This window comes from Luteibacter sp. RCC_6_2 (assembly GCF_041360655.1).
Lineage (GTDB): Bacteria > Pseudomonadota > Gammaproteobacteria > Xanthomonadales > Rhodanobacteraceae > Luteibacter.
Genome location: NZ_JBFUPQ010000013.1, coordinates 87,516 through 105,583, shown reverse-complemented (window position 1 = coordinate 105,583; position 18,068 = coordinate 87,516). Strand labels below are relative to the sequence as shown.

Below are 18,068 nucleotides of genomic sequence, written 5' to 3'. Positions count from 1 at the left end.
TCTGGTTCTTTTCGATGACCTGAAGCAGGCGCACGATGACGTTCTACTTCAGGAGTCGATCATGAGAACGAAGCGTTTTCTTGCAGCGCTGCTGACCGCCGTCACCTTGTCGGCGACGGCGGGAGCGCACACACCGGGCGAAACGGTCACGCCCAATTTCTCCCACGCGATCCCGAACATCCCGGGCAAGTCGTTGGTCGCCGTGGAGGTCACATACCCGCCAGGCAGCGCCTCGGCACCGCACACGCACGCGAAGTCTGCCTTCATCTACGCGTATGTCGTATCGGGCGCGATCGAGAGCCAGGTCGACGACGGCCCCGCACGCGTCTACCACGCCGGTGAATCCTTCTATGAGGCGCCGGGAGCCCGGCACCGCATAAGCCGCAACGCGAGCGCCACGGCCCCCGCCAAACTGCTCGCCGTCTTCGTCGTCGACAGCGGCGACACACCCCTCACCACCCCGCACGAATAGGTTCCGTCATGTCACAACGCATCGATTACACGAAGGTTTCGCCGAACGGCGCGAAAGCGCTCGGCGGTGTCTACGGTTATGTGTCCCAGTCCGGGCTGGATGTCCGGCTGGTCGACCTCGTCTACCTGCGGGTGAGCCAGATCAACGGCTGCGCCTACTGTCTCGACATGCACACTCGCGACCTGATCAAGAAGGGCGTTTCGATCGAGAAGCTGGCGCTTCTGCAAGCATGGCGCGAAGCCGGCGCGCTCTTCGACGCCCGCGAACAAGCCGCCCTCGCCTGGGCCGAATAGGTGACCGAGGTGGCGCGGACAGGCGTGCCGGACGAGGATTTCCAGGCGGCGGCGAGCGTGTTCAGCGAGAAGGAGCTGGTCGATCTCACCTTCGCGATCGGCCTGATGAACACCTACAACCGTCTCGCGATCAGCTTTCGCAACACGCCGGAGGCGGCCCGCGTGGCGGAAGCCTGAGCGGGCCGGAGATGAACATGCGCTCGAACGCTGCGCCCTGGACTCAGAAGCGCTGCCGCAACGCGTCGTAGACCGGATCGGTATCGGGACGCGTGCCGTGCCAGCGTTCGAAGGCATCGGCCGCCTGCTCCACCAGCATCCCCAGGCCGTCACGGAAATAACGGGCGCCCGCGGCGGTGGCCCAGCCCTTGAAGCTGGCCGCCGCGGCACCGTAGCAAAGGTCGTAGCAGGTGGAATGGTCCTGCAGGATCGACATCGGCAGGTCGAACGACCCCCCGGTGACGCCGATCGAGGTGGCGTTGACGACGAGGTCGAAGCATTCGCCGTCCAGGCCGTCCCAATACCGCGTATGGCAGCGCGCGGGATCGCCGATCGCGTCGGCCAGCTGGTCGGCGCGCTCCGGCGTTCGGTTGACGATGGTCAGCGTCTGCACGCCGGCATCGAGCAAGGCCCAGGCGACGGCCTTGGCCGCGCCGCCGGCGCCCAAGAGCAGGGCATCGTGGCCACGCAGGTCGAGCGAGTGACGCTCGGTGATGTCACGGACGAAGCCGCTGCCGTCCGTGTTGTGGGCATGCAGCTTGCCGCCCACGAGGGGGGTGAGGCTGTTGGCGGCACCGACACGCGCGGCGGCCTCGCTGTGCTCGCTGGCAAGTGCGAAGGCCGCTTCCTTGTGGGGAAGGGTCACGTTGGCGCCTAACCCGCCATCGGCGAAGAAACGGCGCACGGCGGCCTCGAAATCGCCAGGACCGGCGTCGATGGTCTCGTAGCTCAGCCTGATACCGAGTTGCGCGGCGAAGGCCCTGTGGATCTCCGGGGACAGCGAATGCGCGATCGGGTGACCGAACACGGCGTAACGGTGCGCTTCAGCGCTCATGGATTCTCCTGGCACAGCGCCGGAACACCCTGCCCGGCGGAAGGATTCTAACAACGTGCCGTCCCCCGGTCGCGATCCTTGAGACGACGGCGGCCCAGGCTCCCTCCATCGACATTCCAACGCCTGGAGTACGCCATGCACGACACGCTCTCGCCGCACCGCCTGCGCGCCCTCATCGCCCTGGGTTGGCTGGCCGCGGGCGCCCTCCTGCTCCTGCTGACGCCGCTGTCGGGGCATAGCGAGACGCTGGGCTGGACCCCCGCCTTCTGGTTGCTGCTGGCCCCGGCGAGCGTGTTGGTGGCGATGAAGCCGAGCCTGCCGATGGCCCTGCTGATGGCGCTGTTCCGCCGCTGAGGCCCTGGCTCAGGCCTGGATGCCCAGACGCTTGAGTTCGAGGCGGCGCAGGAACTCCTGCATGATCCGCAGGTAGAGGTCCTCGCCGAGGTACGCGTCCTCGACGCCCGCGTCGATCGACGGGTTGTCGTTGACCTCGATCACCACCGGGCGCTCGCCGACCTGCTTGAGGTCCACCCCGTAGAGGCCGTCACCGATGGTCTGCGTGGCCTTGAGTGCCAGCTTCACGACCTCGGCGGGCGCGTCGCGCACGGGCACGGTGCGGAAGCCGCCGGATTTCGCCGTGCCCTTGGCGCCGTGGTTGTAGATCTGCCAGTGGCCGCGCGACATGAAGTACTGGCATGCGTACAAGGGCTCGTGGTTGAGCACGCCGATGCGCCAGTCGAACTCCGTGTAGAGGTATTCCTGCGCGATCAGCAGCGCGCTGTGCGAGAACAGTTCGCCCGCCGCCTTCTCAAGCGCCTCGCGGGTTTCCACCTTCACCACGCCGCGCGAGAACGAGCCATCCGGGATCTTCAGCACGATGGGCAGGCCCAGCCGCTCGTGCAGGTCGCGCAGGCGCTTGGGGTCGTCACGGTAGAGGATCTCCGTGATCGGCGTGGCCAACTTGCGCGAGACCATCATGTCGTTCAGGAAGATCTTGTTGGTGCAGCGAAGGATCGACGTGGGATCGTCCATCACCACCATGCCTTCCTTCTCCGCGCGATGGGCGAAGCGGTAGGTATGGTTGTCGCTGGCGGTGGTTTCGCGGATGAAGAGGCCGTCGTATTCGGCGAGCCGCTGGTAATCGTTCTTGCCGATCGGATCGACTTCCATGCCCAGGTGCTTGCCGGCCTCGACGAACTGTTTCAACGCCTTCTTGTTCGACGGCGGCATCTGTTCGTTCGGATCGACCAGCATGGCGATGTCGTAACGGAAACGGCGGCGCGCGCGCGGCTTGCGCCAGAGCTTGCGCGAGAACTTCTCCAGCGCCAGGGCGAAGGAATCCTCTTGCGCATCGTCCAGCGTATGCAGGCCCACGGCCTTGATCGCGGAGACCTGCCAGACCCGGTCACGCTCGAACTCGATGCGCATCAGCGGGCAAGGGAACATGTCGAACACCTGCCTCGCAAGATCTTGCAGGTCGCCGTAGGACGTTTCGCCGAAATAGACGAGCACGCCGAAGTCGGTGGTATCGCGCCCACCGGCCGGCAGGAACTTGGCCAGCTTCTGGTTGAGGTCGTCGATGTCCAGGCCGTAAAGCGAGCGGCGGCGCAGGTCGTTCACGGTGCGCACGGACGGTATGACCTTGTGCCCGCGCGCCTCGGCCAGCAGCGAGACGTAGTAGCCGGTGCCCAGGTACTTGTAGTTGCGGCACAGGTTGATGACCTGGGTGCGCTCGTCGTCGCCGCCCACCGGTTGACGGAGGTAATCCATGGCGGTGACGACATCGGCGGACGGGTAATACGAGCCCCAGTCCGAGGCTTTCTCCACGACGATGACGAGCCGGCTCATGAGACCTCGACAGACGGCAACTCCGTTCACTCGACCCCGCCCGGGGCCGATCGTTCGCCGGTGCCGCAGTGTGTGCCCGCGATGGTGCGACACACAAGCGGGACCGTCGACGGACGGCCGGACGGATTCATGAAAAAGTCATTGATCCGTACCGACCCGAGGTCTACAGTGCCGCGCTTGCTTCGCCCCACTCGGCCCGCGAGCCGTCCTCCACCCGCGCCGGAGTCCCCAAAGCGCATGCAGCCACCCCCGGTCACCGCCTCGGTACGCGTACGTCGCGCCGAAGTGAGCGATCTCGACGACCTGGTCGCACTCGAGGAATCGAGCTTCGCGCAGGATCGCCTGAGTCGTGCCCAGTATCGCAAGCACCTCGACAGCGAAAGCGCGTTGGTGCTCGTCGCCAGCGCCAACCATCGCCGCTTCCTCGGCACGGCCGTGGTGTTCTTCCGCAAGGGCACGACCGTCGCACGGCTGTATTCCATCGCGACCGCGCCGCAGGCCCAGGGCAAGGGCGTGGGCTCGGCATTGATCCACGCGTCGGAAAACGCGGCGCGCGGACACGGTTGCCGGTCGCTTCGCCTGGAAGTGCGCAAGGACAACGCCGTGGCTATCCGTCTCTACGAACGGCTGGGCTATGTACGAATCGGTGAATACGCGAAGTACTACGCCGACGGCGCGGACGCCTTCCGCTTCGAAAAGCTGCTTTGAGCGGACCCGAGGCTATACTGGCCTCCGTTTCCGGGGAATCGCCCATGCGCCGACTCATCTTGCCGCTTGCCCTCGCCTCCACCGTCGCCGCACTGTCCGGTTGCGGCCAGAAGGGGCCTTTGTTCATGCCGCCGCCGCCCGCCGCTTCGGCCACCGCCAAGCCGCAGACGGAAGCGCACCCGGCCGCCAGTTCGACGTCGCTCGCTCCGCCGCCGGCCAGCAGCACGCGCGCGCCGTTCAATCCGGTCATCCACCAGTAATCCGCGATGCCTTCCCGTTTCACCAAGATGCATGGAATCGGCAACGACTTCGTGATCGTCGACTGGCGTGAAGACGCGCCGCGCACGCCCAACGCGGCGCGCGTGGCCGCATTGGCCGACCGGCACACGGGCATCGGCTTCGACCAGCTGATCAGCATCGAGCCTGCACGCGATCCTTCCTGCGCTTATTACTACGGCATCTGGAACGCGGACGGCACGCCTTCGGGACAATGCGGCAACGGCGTCCGCTGCGTGGCCGCGTGGCTGTACCGCGACGGCGCCATCGAGCGCGACGCCGACGTTCGCCTGGAGAGTCCCTCCGGTCCGGTCACGGTACGCGTGATCGACGAGGGGAGGGTGGTGGTCGACATGGGCGAGCCCGACTTCACCCCATCCGCCATTCCGCTCGACCGTCCCGCGCATGCCATCTACACGCTCGCGATCGATGGCGAAGACGTGAGCTTCGGCGCGGTCTCCATGGGCAATCCACACGCGGTGGTGTTCGTGGACGATGTGAACGACCCGCGCGTGGACACGCTCGGGCCGCTGGTCACCAGCCATCCGGCCTTCCCGCAAGGTGCGAACGTGGGTTTCGCCCAGCGCCTGGGTCCGAACCGCATTCGCCTGCGCGTGCACGAACGAGGCAGCGGCTGGACACGCGCCTGCGGTACGGGTGCCTGCGCCGCCGCCGCCGTGGCGCAATCCCTGGGCCTGGCCGCGCCCATCGTCGACGTGGAACTCCCCGGCGGCACGCTGACCATCGAGTGGCACGGCCCTGGCCATACCCTGGGGATGACCGGCCCCGCCGCCTTCGTTTTCGAAGGCGAGGTGTGACGTTCGCGCGCGAACGGGGCACACTGCGACACATGCAGCACTTCGAGGAAGAAACGACATGACCGACACCGCGATCGACGGCGATATCAAGCCAGCCACCGTGGCGTCCTACCTGCGACGGCATCCGGACTTCCTCGTCGGCTATCCCGAACTCGCCAACGAACTGGTGCTGCCCAGCGCGAACGGTCCCGCCGCTTCGCTCGCCGTGCACCAGTTGCGCGGCCTGCGCGAGAAGAACACCGAACTGGAAACACGGCTCAAGGAGTTGACGGCGGTCGCCGCCGACAACGAGAAGCTGATGCGTCGCGTGCACAGCCTGATGCTCGCGCTGCTGGGCGCCAGCGACGTGGAGGACACCGTGAGGCACGTGGTGCGCCGCCTGACCGAGGATTTCCAGTCCGAGCGGGTCCGCCTGGTCTTCTTCGGCGACCTCGCGGGGCTCCCCGACGAGCCTTGGCTGCTGCGCGAGCCGCATGGTGCCTCGGGGCTGCCCGAGTTCGCCTCGTTCCTGGAACACGGCGACCCCGTCGCCGGTCGCCTGGCACCCGACAAGCTGCATCGCCTGTTCGGCGATACCGCGCCCGATGTCCGTTCCGCCGCGTTGATGCGGATCGGCAAGGACGCCCTGCTCGCCATCGGCAGCGCCGATCCCGACCGGTTCCATCCCGGCATGGGCACGCTGTTCCTCGACATGATCTCGACCACCGTCGGCTCGGCCATCGAACGGGCCCGGAAGGCGGCGTGAACCCGCACGAGGCCGTCGAGGCCTTCCTGCGCCATTTCGCCGCCGAACGCGCGCCCTCGGCGCATACCCTGTCGGCATACCGGCGCGACCTGGGCAAGCTGCTCGAGTTCATGGATGCCGAAGGCCTTGCCAGCTTCGATCACCTTGGGCCGGACCGCATGCGCTCGATGATCGCGCGCCTGCATCGCCCCCCGCGCGGCAAGGACGGACGCGAGACGAAGGGCCTGGAGCCGAACAGCATCCAGCGGCTGCTCTCCGCCTGCCGCAGCCTGTTCCGCTACCTCAGCCGGGAAGGCCGGCTCGACCACGATCCCGCCGCCGGCGTGCGCGGCCCGAAGGTGCGCCGCAAGCTGCCCCAGGTGCTCGATGCGGACGAGGCGAAGGAACTGGTCGAGACCAACCTGGGCGGAACCCTTGCACCGCGCGACACGGCGATGATGGAACTGTTCTATTCCAGCGGCCTTCGCCTGTCGGAGTTGTGCGGCCTGCACTGGGGCGACCTCGACCTCGACGACGGCCAGGTGCGCGTGCTCGGCAAGGGCAACAAGACACGCATCCTGCCGGTGGGACGGTACGCGGTCGCCGCGCTCAGGGCCCTGGCCGCCCTCGGCGAGGCTGGTCCGGAGCAGCCGGTGTTCAAGGGCCGCGGTGGGGCGCCCATCGGCTCCCGCGCCATTCAACTTCGCCTGGCCAAGCTGTCCAGCGGCCAGGCCAAGCGCGTGCACCCGCACATGCTGCGGCACACTTTCGCCAGCCACATGCTGGAATCCTCGGGCGACCTCCGCTCGGTCCAGGAACTGCTCGGCCACGCCGACATCGCCACCACCCAGATCTACACCCACCTGGATTTCCAGCATCTGGCGAAGGTGTACGACGCGGCCCATCCACGGGCGAAGCGGAAGGGCTGAAGGCCCCTTGTGTCCGGCGGCTCCGGCCGGCCCGTACTTGCGACACCCCCGGCCGGCCCCCACCTCAGGCGTCTCCCCCAAGGAACGCACTATGGAACCGATGCATGCCACGACCATCGTCTGCGTCCGCCGCGACGGCAAGGTCGTCATCGGCAGTGACGGACAGGTCACCCTCGGCAATACCGTCATGAAGGCCAACGCGCGCAAGGTGCGCCGCCTCGGCAAGGGCGACGTCCTGGCCGGGTTCGCCGGCGCCACCGCCGACGCCTTCACCCTGTTCGAGCTGTTCGAGGAGAAGCTGGTCAAGCACGGCGGCAACCTCACCCGCTCGGCGGTGGAGATGGCCAAGGAGTGGCGCACCGACCGCCGCCTGGGCCGCCTCGAGGCCATGCTCGCCGTTGCCGACAAGGAAGCCTCCCTGCTGATCTCCGGCAATGGCGACGTGCTGGAACCGGAGCACGGGCTCATCGCCATCGGCTCCGGCGGCCCCTACGCCCAGTCCGCCGCCTTGGCCCTGATGGAGAATACCGAGCTGGATGCGCGCACGATCGTGGAAAAAGCGCTCAAGATCGCCGGTGATATCTGCATCTATACCAATCACAACTATTCGATCGAAGAGCTCTGACCCGATGTCCGAACTGACTCCCCGCGAGATCGTCAACGAACTGGACCGCTATATCGTGGGCCAGCACGACGCCAAGCGCGCCGTGGCCATCGCCCTGCGCAACCGCTGGCGCCGCATGCAGCTCGAACCGGGCATGCGCGACGAGGTCACGCCGAAGAACATCCTCATGATCGGCCCGACCGGCGTCGGCAAGACCGAGATCGCCCGCCGCCTCGCCACGTTGGCCAACGCGCCCTTCGTGAAGGTCGAGGCCACCAAGTTCACCGAAGTGGGCTACGTCGGCAAGGATGTGGAGTCGATCATCCGTGATCTGGCCGATATCTCGTACAAGCTGGTGCGCGATCACGCGAAGACCCGCGTGCGTAGCCAGGCCGAGGATGCGGCCGAAGATCGCCTGCTCGACGTCCTGCTGCCGCGGCGGCAAGCCACGGGTTGGGACGACACCGGCGGCAACGTCACGGCGATCGACAGCGACACGCGGCAGAAACTGCGCAAGCAGCTGCGCGAAGGCGCCCTCGACGACCGCGAGATCGAACTGGATTTCGCCATGAACGTCGGCGTGGAAATCATGACGCCGCCGGGTATGGAGGAAATGAGCCAGCAGCTGGGCAAGATGTTCCAGAACCTCGGCGGGCAGAAGTCGCAGAAGCGCAAGATGAGCATCCGCCAGGCACGCCCGCTCCTGGTCGAGGAAGAGGCCGGCAAACTGCTCAACGACGACGAACTGCGCAGCCGCGCGGTGGACAGCGCCGAGCAGAACGGCATCGTCTTCATCGACGAGATCGACAAGGTCGCCCAGCGTTCGGAATGGGGCGGCGCCGGCGTCAGCCGCGAAGGCGTGCAGCGCGACCTGCTGCCGCTGGTCGAGGGCTCCACCGTCTCGACCAAGTACGGCTCGATCAAGACCGACCACATCCTGTTCATCGCCTCCGGTGCGTTCTCGCTGGCCAAGCCGTCGGACCTGATCCCGGAATTGCAGGGCCGCCTGCCCATCCGGGTGGAGTTGAACGCGCTCTCGGTCGACGACTTCAAGCGCATCCTGCGCGAGCCGAACAACGCCCTGACCAAGCAATATGTTGCGCTGCTGCATACCGAGGGCGTGACCCTGGATTTCACCGAGACGGGCATCGACCGCCTGGCCGACGTGGCCTTCCAGGTCAACGAGCGGACCGAAAACATCGGTGCCCGCCGCCTGCACACGGTCATGGAGCGCCTGCTGGAGAAGATCTCCTTCGAAGCGGCGGACAAGTCCGGCGAAAAATACGTGATCGACGCCGATTATGTCGATAAAAACCTGGCTTCCCTGGTCCAGGACGAGGATTTGAGTCGTTACATCCTCTGAACATCGGGGGCTTCCCCCTCTGCTAAACTATTGACGTATATGGGCAAGGTTATACATCTCAAAACCAACGGCCAGCGAGCGAACCTGCGCGAAGCGCAGGACAACCAGCAGCTGGTGCGTCTATGGCGCGACGAACTCGAACACGGCAGCTTCTGCGGCTACGTGGGCGGTGTCGGCCGCGAGTTCTTCCTGCTCTGGGTCGTCGGCGATGGCGTCAGCTATGACGGCATGTACATCATGCGGCACCGCGACATCTCCGAATTCGAGGCGCCGGACAAGCACGCCGGCTTCCTCGAGAAGGCGCTCGCGATGAAGGGCATCCGCCCGACACCGCCGGCGGACTTCCCCCTCGACGACATCGCCCAGGTCGTACAGGCCGCGGCGGCGCACGCGCCGGTCATCGGCGTGCACGTCGACAGCGAGGACGAGTCCGAGGTCTGCTACATCGGCCGCGTGGTCAGCGTGGAAGACGAAGGCTTCAACATGCAGGAGATCACTCCCGACGCGGAGTGGCTGCGCGAGCCGTCGTTCTTCTCCTGGGACGAAGTCTCCACGGTGAGCATGGAAGACGCCTACGCGACCGCTCTCCTGGCGGTTGCCGGCGATCCGCCGCCGCTGGAACAGGGCACGGGCGACGGCTTCGGCCGCGCGCCCTGAGTCGCTGGTGTAGTAAATGTGGGAGCCGCTTCAGCGGCGAAAGGGCGCTCGCGACCATGTCCGGCGTCCCTTCGTAGGCAGGCATCGCCGATAAATCGGCTCCCACAAGAAGCTTTAAGCTCGGCTCCTTGGTCCTCAGTCCCTCGATCCTTTGCTCCATCCAAGGCCATCGGCCCATGCCCCATCCGCGCCCCCTCGACATCGTCCTGCATTCGGCCTCGCGCATCCTCGAGGTGGCTTTCGACAACGGCGAACGCTTCCACCTTCCCTGTGAATACCTGCGGGTGAACTCGCCCAGTGCCGAGGTGCAGGGCCATGGGCCCGGCCAGAAGATCCTGGTCTCCGGCAAGCGCAACGTAGGTATCACCGCGCTCGAACCCACCGGCCACTACGGCGTGCTGATCCGCTTCGACGATGGCCACGCCACGGGCATCTTCGGCTGGGACACGCTCTACGACCTCGGCCGGGCCTACGACACGGCATGGCCCGCCTACCTCGCCGAACTCGACGCCAAGGGCCTGTCCCGGTAAGGGAAAGCATGCGCATGAAAGCAACATGCGCGTGCAAGGCGTATATTTGCGCGCCATCCCGCATCTACCAGCGAACACCGGACGTTCCGCGATCCCTATTCCGGAGCAAACCAGCATGACGCGAATCGTCGTCGTCGGCAGCATCAACATGGACCTGGTCACTCTCGCGCCGCGCTTTCCCGGCCCGGGCGAGACGCTCACCGGCGACCGGTTCCTCACGATTCCCGGTGGCAAGGGTGCGAACCAGGCGGTAGCCGCCGCGCGGCTCGGTGCCTCGGTGTCGATGGTCGGCTGCGTCGGCGACGATGCCTTCGGCAAGCAGCTCTACGACGGCCTCGTCGCCGAAGGCATCGATGTCCGCCACGTCGCCCGCATCGATGGCATCGGCAGCGGTACCGCGTCGATCACCGTCGCCGGTGGCGAGAACAACATCGTCGTGGTGCCCGCCGCCAACGGGCGCGTCACCCCCGCGCAGGTCGAGGCCGCGCGCGAACTCTTTCGCGGCGCCGACGCAGTGCTGGTCCAGCTCGAGATTCCGCTGGACGCGGTCGAGGCCACCTTGCGCATCGCGCGGGAAGAGGGTGCTCCGGTCATTCTCAATCCCGCTCCCGCCCAGCGTCTTCCGGTCGAATGGCTGTCGCATGTGCGCTTCCTCACGCCGAACCAGCACGAGCTCGCCACGGTGCTCGGTGCGGAAGGCGAATCCGATTTCCGCGAGCTCATGCGCCGCGCGCCCTGCCCGGTCGTGTTGACCCGCGGCGAGGACGGCGCGTGGTTCCGCGACAAGGACGACGAGCCGCGGCACCAGCCGGGCTTCAAGGTCGACGCCGTGGATAGCACGGGCGCCGGCGACACCTTCAACGCCGCACTGGCGGTGCACCTGGCCGAAGGCCTCGACGTGGCGGTGCGCAAGGCCTGCGCCGCCGCCGCGATCGCGGTCTCCCGCCTGGGTGCGCAGGACGGCATGCCACGCGCCGTTGAACTCGCGGCGTTCCTGGAGACACATCGATGAGACGTAGCGGCCTGCTGCACGCCGAACTCAACCGCGTCATCGCCGCGATGGGCCACACCGACACGCTGGTGATCGCCGACGTGGGCCTGCCGGTGCCGCGCGGCGTTCCCTGCATCGACCTGGCGGTGCTGCCCGGCATGCCGTCTTTCGCGGCGGTATTCGACGCGGTATACGCGGAACTCGCCGTCGAAAGCGTCACCGTGGCGCGTGAGATCCATGAAAGGAATCCCGCGCTCGTCGCGCTGTCGCGTCGCCTCGCCGGCGACGGCCTCACGGTCGACGAGGTGTCGCACGACGAACTCAAGCAGTTGACCGCACGCGCTGTCGCCGTGGTTCGCACCGGCGAAACCTCGCCCTATGCGAATGTGATCCTGCACGCCGGCGTCACGTTCTGATGAGCGCGCCCCTGGTCAGGATGCAAGACATCCACAAGGCCTTCGGCCCGGTGAAGGTGCTCGAAGGCGTGGCCTTCGAATTGCTGCCGGGCGAAGTGCATGCGCTGATGGGCGAAAACGGCGCGGGCAAGTCCACCTTGATGAAGATCCTCACCGGGATCTACGCACCGGACTCCGGCAGCATCGAGGTCGACGGCAAGCCGGCGTCGATCACCACGCCCGCGGATGCCGAGAAGTACGGCATCGCCATCATCCATCAGGAACTCAACCTGATTCCCGCGCTCAGCATCGCGGACAACCTCTTCCTCGGCCGCGAGATCCAGCGCTTCGGCCTGCTCGACCATCGCGCGATGACCAAGCGCGCGATGGAATGGCTGGCACGCGTGGGCATGGAGCGGCTCGACCCCGGTACCTTGATCGAACGCTTGTCCGTCGGACAGCAGCAGATGGTCGAGATCGCACGTGCGCTCGGCCAGAACGCGCGCGTGCTGATCATGGACGAGCCGACCGCGGCGCTGACCGAACACGAGACCAACACGCTGTTCAAACTCATCCGCGACCTGCGCGCGCAGGGCACGGGCATCGTCTACGTGTCGCACCGCATGGAAGAGATCTTCGCCCTGTGCGATCGCATCTCCGTGCTGCGCGACGGTCACTTCGTCGGCACGCGGCCGGTACCGGGCCTGGCTTTCGACGAAGTGGTGAAGATGATGGTCGGGCGCACGCTCGACGCGCGCTTCCCCACGCGCACGCCGAACATCCGCGAGGTGCGCCTGAAGGTCGAGCACGTGACCGGTGGCATGGTGAAGGACGTGAGCTTCGACCTGCACTCGGGCGAGGTACTCGGCGTGGCCGGCCTGCTCGGCGCGGGCCGCACCGAACTCGCGCGCCTGCTGTTCGGCCTCGACAAGCTCAGCGAAGGCACGGTCACGCTCGATGGCAAGGTGGTGACGCCGAAGTCGCCGAACGAAGCGATCCACTCCGGCTTCGGCTTCGTCACCGAGGATCGCAAGGCGCAGGGACTGGTGCTCGGCATGAGCCTGCGCGAGAACGTCAGCCTTCCGCGCGTGCCTGCGCATGCGGGCCTGGTCGACCGCCCGGGCGAGAAGAAACAGACGCGCGGCCTGATCGACGCCCTGAAGATCCGCACGCGCGACATGGAACTCGACGTGCGCGCCCTGTCCGGCGGCAACCAGCAGAAGGTCGTCCTGGCCAAGTGGCTGGCGTTGAAGCCGCGCGTGCTCATCCTCGACGAGCCCACCCGCGGCGTCGACGTCGGCGGCAAGGCCGAGATCTATCACATCATCAATCAACTCGCGGAGCAGGGCGTGGCCATCCTCATGATTTCCTCGGAACTGCCGGAGGTGCTCGCGATGAGCGACCGCATCCTGGTCATGCACGAGGGCCGTGCGACGGCCCTGCTCGACGCCCACGGCGCCACCCAGGAATCCGTGATGACCGCCGCGACCGGAGGCAAGTGACATGACTCTCCCACTCGACTGGAGCCGCGCCACGACGCTCCTGCAACGCCTCGGCTCCGTGATCGGGCTGATCCTGCTCTTCATCGCGCTGTCGATCATGAGTCCGGACTTCCTCACCACGGGCAACCTGCTGACGGTGTTGCGCCAGGTGTCGATCAACGCGCTGATCGCCTTCGGCATGACCTTCGTGATCCTGGCCGGCGGCATCGACCTCTCGGTCGGCGCCATCCTCGCCCTCACGGGCGCGGTCACGGCCGGCCTCATGGCCGCGGGCCACGGCATGGTGCTGTCGGCGGGCGCGGGCCTGCTGCTCGGCCTCGTGCTCGGCATGGTCAACGGCGCCCTGGTGTCGTGGGGCAAGGTCGCTCCCTTCATCGCGACGTTGGGCACGATGACCCTCCTGCGCGGCGTCACGCTGTCGTATACGCAGGGCAGCCCGATTCCCGTCACCAATCCCAGCTTCGCGCTGCTCGGTGGTGGCTACGTAGCCAACCTGATCCCGTTGCCGGTGATCTGGATGTTCGTCGCCTTCGTGCTCTGCGGCTTCCTGTTGCGCGGCACGGTGTTCGGTCGCCACGTGATCGCGATCGGCGGCAACGAGGAAGCGGCGCGTTTGTCAGGCGTCCGCCTGTCGCCGATGAAGCTGGCGATCTACGGTCTCTCGGGCCTGCTGTCGGCCTTCGCGGGCATCGTGCTCACCTCGCGCCTGTATTCCGCGCAAGCCACCGCCGGTGCCGGCTACGAGCTGGACGCCATCGCCGCGGTGGTACTCGGCGGCACCAGTCTCGCCGGCGGCCGTGGCTGGCTCTTCGGCACCCTGGTCGGCGCGCTGCTGATTGGCTTCCTGAACAACGGTCTCAACCTGCTCGGCGTAAGCTCCTTCTACCAGCAGGTGGTGAAGGGCATCGTCATCCTGATCGCCGTCCTGCTCGACAGGCGGCAGTAATAACAACGAGGGAACACACCATGCGCAAACTGACATTCCTCGCCGCGGCCGCGGCAACGCTTCTCGCGGCCTGCTCGCAGCAGGGCCCGGGCGAATCCGCGCCGGCCGCCGGTGCGACCGCCGGCGGCGCCGCGCCCTCGGGCACGCCCGTGGTCGGGCTCGCGCTGTCCACGCAGAACAACCCGTTCTTCGTCGAACTCAAGGACGGCGCCGAGAAAGCCGCCAAGGACGCCGGCGTGCAGCTCGTCGTGGTCGACGCGCAGGACGATCCGGCACGCCAGATCTCCAGCGTGGAAGACCTGATCCAGAAGCGCGTCTCCGTGATCCTGCTCAACCCGACCGATTCCTCGGCCCTGGCTGGCGCGGTGCAGTCCGCGCAGCGTGCGAACATCCCGGTGGTCACGCTCGACCGCGGCGTCGATGGTGCCGAAGTCGCTTCGCACATCGCTTCGGACAACGTCGCCGGCGGCAAGATGGCCGCCGATTACCTGGCGAAGGCGCTGGGTGGCAAGGGCAACATCATCGAGCTGCAAGGCGTGGCCGGCACGTCGGCGGCGCGTGAGCGCGGCAAGGGCTTCGACGACGAGATCGCCACCACCGGCATGAAGGTCGTCGCGAAGCAGCCCGCCAATTTCGACCGCGCGCAAGGCCTCTCGGTGAGCGAGAACCTGCTCCAGGGCAATAGCGACGTGCAGGCGATCTTCGCCCAGAACGACGAAATGGCGCTGGGTGCGGTGCAGGCCCTGGCCGGCAAGAACAAGAAGGTGCTGGTCGTCGGCTTCGACGGCACGCCGGACGGCAAGACCGCCGTGCAGAGCGGCGCGATGGCCGCCACCGTCGCGCAGCAGCCGGAAGAGATCGGCAAGCTCGGCGTCGAAACGGCGAAGAAGCTCATCGACAAGCAGCCGGTCGAGAAGTCGATCGCGGTGCCGCTGAAGCTGCTCACCAAGGAATAAGTGCGTAGGTAATACGCGTGCTACGTGAAAGGCCGGGCCACCACAAGGTGGCCCGGCCTTTTTTCATGCGTCCGCTTCGCGGGAATCGCCGCTGAAGCGGCTCCCACAACAGCGGAACTTGCCGCTATCGATGTCGAATGAACCAGGTAGGAGTAGACCCTGTGGGAGCCGACTTTGTCGGCGATCCCGCGGCAGCGGGCCAGGTCATGGCAAGCACCCATCGCCGACAGGGTCGGCTCCCACCGAAGCCCGGACCTACACGGAACCCCAGACCTGCATAACCGAGGAACCTCAGACCTGCATAACCGAGGCTGGTTTAGTCTTTACCGGGACTGGTCAGTCCTGCGGGCCGGGTGCGATGACTTCGCGCTGGCCGTTGATACCCATCGACGAGACGAGGCCCGCGGCCTCCATCGCCTCGACAAGTCGTGCCGCGCGGTTGTAGCCGATGCGGAACTGGCGTTGCACGAAGGAGATGGACGCGCGACGCGAGCGGAGCACGAAGGCGGCCGCTTCGTCGTAGAGGGGATCAAGCTCGGCGTCGACGCCGTCTTCGCCCGGCTCGCCATCGACGGCTTCGCTGGCTGGGCCAGCGAGGATTTCGTCCTTGTAGTCGGGCTCGCCGAACTGCTTCAGCCATGCCACGATGCGATGCACTTCCTCGTCGGCGACGAAGGCGCCGTGGATGCGTTGCGGATAGCCCGTGCCGGGAGGAAGGAACAGCATGTCGCCCTGGCCGAGCAGGCTTTCCGCGCCCATCTGGTCGAGGATGGTGCGCGAGTCGATCTTCGACGACACCTGGAAGGCGACGCGCGTGGGGATGTTGGCCTTGATCAAGCCGGTGATGACATCGACGGACGGCCGCTGCGTGGCGAGGATGAGATGGATGCCCGCGGCGCGCGCCTTCTGCGCCAGCCGCGCGATCAGTTCCTCGATCTTCTTCCCGGCGACCATCATCAGGTCGGCCAGCTCATCGATCACCACCACGATCATCGGCAACGTGTCGAGGTGCTCGGGCACTTCCGGATGCGCGGGGAAAGGATTGAACAACGGCCTGCCGGCGGCCCGCGCCTCGCGGACCTTCTGGTTGTAACCCGCGAGGTTGCGCACGCGCAGGTCGGACATCACCTTGTAGCGGTTTTCCATTTCCGCCACGCACCAGTTCAATGCGTTCGCGGCAAGCTTCATGTCGGTCACGACCGGGGCGAGCAGATGCGGAATACCTTCGTAGACCGAGAGCTCCAGCATCTTCGGATCGATCATGATCATGCGCACGTCGTCGGGCGTGGCCTTGTAGAGCATCGACAAGATCATCGCGTTCACCGCGACCGACTTGCCCGAGCCCGTCGTCCCCGCGACCAGCATGTGCGGCGCCTTGGCCAGGTCGGCCACCACGGGCTCGCCGGTGATGCCCTTGCCCATGGCCAAGGTCAGCAACGAATCCGAATCGCGGTATTCCGCCGAGTCGAGGATCTCCGACAAGGCGATCATCTGCCGCTGTTCGTTCGGCAACTCGAGGCCCATGCAGGTCTTGCCGGGGATGGTTTCCACCACGCGGATCGACGTGCGTCCGAGACCGCGGGCGAGATCCTTCATCAAGGCGACGATCTGGTTGCCGCGCACGCCAACGGCAGGCTCCACCTCGTACCGCGTGATCACCGGACCGGCGGACGCGCCGACGACCTGCACGGGCACCTTGAACTCGCGCAGGCGCTGCTCGATCAGTTCACCGGTATCGATGAGTTCCTGTTCGGAGATCGCGGTGGTGGCGTTGGCCGGCGCGGCGGCGAGCAGGGAAAGCGGTGGCACCGTAACGACACTCGTTTCCGTCGCCCACAGGGGACGAACCGGATTCAGTGCAACGACGGGCACTGACTCGACGGCCATTTCGTCGTTCGCCGCGATCGCGAACCGCGACACGGGAGCGACCGGAACAGGCGCAACAGACGGCGTGACTGGTGGAGGCACGGCGGCTGCAACTGACGGTGCGATTACCGGAGGCACTGCTACGGTAACTGATGGCGCGCTGTAGAAAACATCGTCCGAGCGCTTCTGCGAAACCGTCTCGGCAACATGCTCGACCGGCATCGCGATGCCGCGCCCGGTGGGAGCCGCCCCTGTCGGCGATTCAACTCTCGCCTCACGCTCCACGGCGCGCGCGACCACCTCCGATCCACCACTCGCGGCAGCCGCCGTTTTCGGCGCCAGCCACGGCTCGCGAATCACCGTGTCCGGGAGCGCGCGATGCCTCGGCGGCACCGGTGTGGCGACGGAAGGGCGAACGGACGGAACGGGCTCGCGGCGCGCGGTGTCGACGCGCGGCTTATGCGCAGCGGGTGCCGCGCGTGAAGCGGCCGTTGTCGTTTTCCTCCGTCGAGCGGGCGCACGGTCCGGACGACGCACGGCGGGAACGGAACGTCTGCCCGTCGCGCGAGTCGCCGAGCGATTGAACAGCCGACGTATTCCGCCAACGGCGAGGATGCCCAACGGTTCGACCAGCGCATTGCCACGCGAGAGGAACGCGGACCAGGAAACACCCAGGTACCAGGGCAAGGCGATCACGATAGCGACGACACACAGCAGCGCGGCAAAGCCCGGGAAGCCCGATACAACCCCCGCCAGCCAATGGCACACCGCACCGCCCACGGAGGGATCGTCCGTGTAGTGCGACAGGACGAGTCCTTCGAGCGTGGTGCTCGAAAGCAACACGAGAAGGAACCCCGCCCAGAAACGAATCGCACCAGGGCCTATCGTCGGCGGACGCCGTCGCCGGACCATCGCGACACCGAGACGCCAGAGCAGGGGAAGCAACCAAAGGGTGGACAGCCCGAAGGCACCGAACACGAAGGAGAGCATGCCTAACCGCGAGAACCTAGCGAGTTCGACAGTTTAGCGCGCATTCGTGCGGGGCCAAAACGGAAGTGGTGGTAAGCCACTGTTCGTGTTGGAGAGCATCGCCGACAGGGTCGGCTCCCACCAGGCTGCCGCCGGATCGCCGATGAGTC

General features: G+C 66.6%; 20 protein-coding genes and 1 pseudogene. 18 read left to right on the top strand and 3 right to left on the bottom strand.

What is annotated here, in order from left to right:
* The first annotated feature begins 61 nt into the window (after positions 1-61).
* The 3 genes from AB6730_RS14945 to AB6730_RS14935 are packed head-to-tail and all read left to right on the top strand — an operon-like array spanning position 62 to position 942.
* A complete protein-coding gene (locus AB6730_RS14945) occupies positions 62-472 on the top strand; it encodes a cupin domain-containing protein (protein ID WP_371024399.1) in 411 nt (136 codons plus the stop codon).
* Between the two features lie 8 nt (positions 473-480).
* A complete protein-coding gene (locus AB6730_RS14940; RefSeq protein WP_371024398.1) occupies positions 481-765 on the top strand; it encodes a carboxymuconolactone decarboxylase family protein in 285 nt (94 codons plus the stop codon).
* A gap of 9 nt (positions 766-774) precedes the next feature.
* The gene (locus AB6730_RS14935) at positions 775-942 is read left to right on the top strand and encodes a carboxymuconolactone decarboxylase family protein (protein ID WP_371024397.1); all 168 of its coding nucleotides are present in this window, start codon (positions 775-777) and stop codon (positions 940-942) included.
* 43 nt (positions 943-985) lie between these two features.
* On the opposite strand, the gene aroE is transcribed toward AB6730_RS14935, so the two are convergent.
* Positions 986-1,816, bottom strand: coding sequence for a shikimate dehydrogenase (gene aroE / locus AB6730_RS14930; RefSeq protein WP_371024396.1), 831 nt, complete (start codon positions 1,814-1,816; stop codon positions 986-988).
* A gap of 135 nt (positions 1,817-1,951) precedes the next feature.
* On the opposite strand from aroE, the gene AB6730_RS14925 reads away from it, so the two are divergent.
* Positions 1,952-2,170, top strand: a complete 219-nt coding sequence (locus tag AB6730_RS14925; RefSeq protein ID WP_371024395.1) for a hypothetical protein — start codon at positions 1,952-1,954, stop codon at positions 2,168-2,170.
* Positions 2,171-2,179: 9 nt separating this feature from the next.
* On the opposite strand, the gene AB6730_RS14920 is transcribed toward AB6730_RS14925, so the two are convergent.
* Positions 2,180-3,664 carry a RimK family protein gene (locus tag AB6730_RS14920; RefSeq protein WP_306848608.1) on the bottom strand — a complete coding sequence of 495 codons (1,485 nt, stop codon included), beginning with the start codon at positions 3,662-3,664 and terminating at the stop codon, positions 2,180-2,182.
* A 237-nt stretch (positions 3,665-3,901) separates the two neighbouring features.
* Here AB6730_RS14920 and AB6730_RS14915 point away from each other — a divergent pair, with 237 nt between their 5' ends.
* The 14 genes and pseudogenes from AB6730_RS14915 to rbsB all read left to right on the top strand — a co-directional run bounded on the left by AB6730_RS14915 (position 3,902) and on the right by rbsB (position 15,063).
* Positions 3,902-4,372 (top strand): GNAT family N-acetyltransferase, encoded by a 471-nt coding sequence (locus AB6730_RS14915; RefSeq protein WP_371024394.1) that lies wholly within the window; start codon positions 3,902-3,904, stop codon positions 4,370-4,372.
* Positions 4,373-4,416: 44 nt separating this feature from the next.
* Positions 4,417-4,497: pseudogene (locus tag AB6730_RS14910) on the top strand (lipoprotein); the annotation flags it as partial.
* Positions 4,498-4,638: 141 nt separating this feature from the next.
* A complete protein-coding gene (gene dapF, locus AB6730_RS14905; protein ID WP_371024393.1) occupies positions 4,639-5,466 on the top strand; it encodes a diaminopimelate epimerase in 828 nt (275 codons plus the stop codon).
* 58 nt (positions 5,467-5,524) lie between these two features.
* Positions 5,525-6,211 carry a DUF484 family protein gene (locus AB6730_RS14900; protein ID WP_371024392.1) on the top strand — a complete coding sequence of 229 codons (687 nt, stop codon included), beginning with the start codon at positions 5,525-5,527 and terminating at the stop codon, positions 6,209-6,211.
* On the top strand, positions 6,208-7,119 hold the full coding sequence (locus tag AB6730_RS14895; protein ID WP_371024391.1) for a tyrosine recombinase XerC: 912 nt from the start codon (positions 6,208-6,210) through the stop codon (positions 7,117-7,119). The genes AB6730_RS14900 and AB6730_RS14895 overlap by 4 nt, the downstream gene beginning before the upstream one ends.
* Positions 7,120-7,210: 91 nt before the next feature.
* Entirely contained in the window at positions 7,211-7,744 is a 534-nt protein-coding gene (hslV, locus tag AB6730_RS14890) for an ATP-dependent protease subunit HslV (RefSeq protein WP_250339282.1), read from the top strand.
* Positions 7,745-7,748: 4 nt separating this feature from the next.
* Positions 7,749-9,086: an ATP-dependent protease ATPase subunit HslU gene (gene hslU / locus AB6730_RS14885; protein WP_371024390.1), complete on the top strand. Its 1,338-nt coding sequence runs from the start codon at positions 7,749-7,751 to the stop codon at positions 9,084-9,086.
* A 39-nt stretch (positions 9,087-9,125) separates the two neighbouring features.
* Positions 9,126-9,743 carry a hypothetical protein gene (locus tag AB6730_RS14880; protein WP_371024389.1) on the top strand — a complete coding sequence of 206 codons (618 nt, stop codon included), beginning with the start codon at positions 9,126-9,128 and terminating at the stop codon, positions 9,741-9,743.
* A 176-nt stretch (positions 9,744-9,919) separates the two neighbouring features.
* A complete protein-coding gene (locus AB6730_RS14875; protein ID WP_371024388.1) occupies positions 9,920-10,273 on the top strand; it encodes a gamma-butyrobetaine hydroxylase-like domain-containing protein in 354 nt (117 codons plus the stop codon).
* Between the two features lie 115 nt (positions 10,274-10,388).
* Positions 10,389-11,285 (top strand): ribokinase, encoded by an 897-nt coding sequence (rbsK, locus tag AB6730_RS14870; protein WP_371024387.1) that lies wholly within the window; start codon positions 10,389-10,391, stop codon positions 11,283-11,285.
* The gene (gene rbsD, locus AB6730_RS14865; protein ID WP_371024386.1) at positions 11,282-11,680 is read left to right on the top strand and encodes a D-ribose pyranase; all 399 of its coding nucleotides are present in this window, start codon (positions 11,282-11,284) and stop codon (positions 11,678-11,680) included. Before rbsK ends, rbsD begins: the two co-directional genes overlap by 4 nt.
* Positions 11,680-13,161 (top strand): sugar ABC transporter ATP-binding protein, encoded by a 1,482-nt coding sequence (locus AB6730_RS14860; protein ID WP_371024385.1) that lies wholly within the window; start codon positions 11,680-11,682, stop codon positions 13,159-13,161. The genes rbsD and AB6730_RS14860 overlap by 1 nt, the downstream gene beginning before the upstream one ends.
* 1 nt (position 13,162) lies before the next feature.
* Entirely contained in the window at positions 13,163-14,107 is a 945-nt protein-coding gene (gene rbsC, locus AB6730_RS14855) for a ribose ABC transporter permease (RefSeq protein ID WP_371024384.1), read from the top strand.
* 20 nt (positions 14,108-14,127) lie between these two features.
* On the top strand, positions 14,128-15,063 hold the full coding sequence (rbsB, locus tag AB6730_RS14850; protein WP_371024383.1) for a ribose ABC transporter substrate-binding protein RbsB: 936 nt from the start codon (positions 14,128-14,130) through the stop codon (positions 15,061-15,063).
* A 336-nt stretch (positions 15,064-15,399) separates the two neighbouring features.
* Here the strand turns inward: rbsB and AB6730_RS14845 are convergent, their stop codons facing one another.
* The gene (locus AB6730_RS14845) at positions 15,400-17,919 is read right to left on the bottom strand and encodes a DNA translocase FtsK 4TM domain-containing protein (protein WP_371024382.1); all 2,520 of its coding nucleotides are present in this window, start codon (positions 17,917-17,919) and stop codon (positions 15,400-15,402) included.
* Positions 17,920-18,068: the final 149 nt, after the last annotated feature.

Coding starts and splice junctions, on each gene's coding strand:
- AB6730_RS14945 (WP_371024399.1), top strand. CDS start 62: ATGAGAACGAAGCGTTTTCTTGCAGCGCTGCTGACCGCCGTCACCTTG.
- AB6730_RS14940 (WP_371024398.1), top strand. CDS start 481: ATGTCACAACGCATCGATTACACGAAGGTTTCGCCGAACGGCGCGAAA.
- aroE (WP_371024396.1), bottom strand. CDS start 1,816: ATGAGCGCTGAAGCGCACCGTTACGCCGTGTTCGGTCACCCGATCGCG.
- AB6730_RS14925 (WP_371024395.1), top strand. CDS start 1,952: ATGCACGACACGCTCTCGCCGCACCGCCTGCGCGCCCTCATCGCCCTG.
- AB6730_RS14920 (WP_306848608.1), bottom strand. CDS start 3,664: ATGAGCCGGCTCGTCATCGTCGTGGAGAAAGCCTCGGACTGGGGCTCG.
- AB6730_RS14915 (WP_371024394.1), top strand. CDS start 3,902: ATGCAGCCACCCCCGGTCACCGCCTCGGTACGCGTACGTCGCGCCGAA.
- dapF (WP_371024393.1), top strand. CDS start 4,639: ATGCCTTCCCGTTTCACCAAGATGCATGGAATCGGCAACGACTTCGTG.
- AB6730_RS14900 (WP_371024392.1), top strand. CDS start 5,525: ATGACCGACACCGCGATCGACGGCGATATCAAGCCAGCCACCGTGGCG.
- hslV (WP_250339282.1), top strand. CDS start 7,211: ATGGAACCGATGCATGCCACGACCATCGTCTGCGTCCGCCGCGACGGC.
- hslU (WP_371024390.1), top strand. CDS start 7,749: ATGTCCGAACTGACTCCCCGCGAGATCGTCAACGAACTGGACCGCTAT.
- AB6730_RS14880 (WP_371024389.1), top strand. CDS start 9,126: ATGGGCAAGGTTATACATCTCAAAACCAACGGCCAGCGAGCGAACCTG.
- AB6730_RS14875 (WP_371024388.1), top strand. CDS start 9,920: ATGCCCCATCCGCGCCCCCTCGACATCGTCCTGCATTCGGCCTCGCGC.
- rbsK (WP_371024387.1), top strand. CDS start 10,389: ATGACGCGAATCGTCGTCGTCGGCAGCATCAACATGGACCTGGTCACT.
- rbsD (WP_371024386.1), top strand. CDS start 11,282: ATGAGACGTAGCGGCCTGCTGCACGCCGAACTCAACCGCGTCATCGCC.
- AB6730_RS14860 (WP_371024385.1), top strand. CDS start 11,680: ATGAGCGCGCCCCTGGTCAGGATGCAAGACATCCACAAGGCCTTCGGC.
- rbsC (WP_371024384.1), top strand. CDS start 13,163: ATGACTCTCCCACTCGACTGGAGCCGCGCCACGACGCTCCTGCAACGC.
- rbsB (WP_371024383.1), top strand. CDS start 14,128: ATGCGCAAACTGACATTCCTCGCCGCGGCCGCGGCAACGCTTCTCGCG.
- AB6730_RS14845 (WP_371024382.1), bottom strand. CDS start 17,919: ATGCTCTCCTTCGTGTTCGGTGCCTTCGGGCTGTCCACCCTTTGGTTG.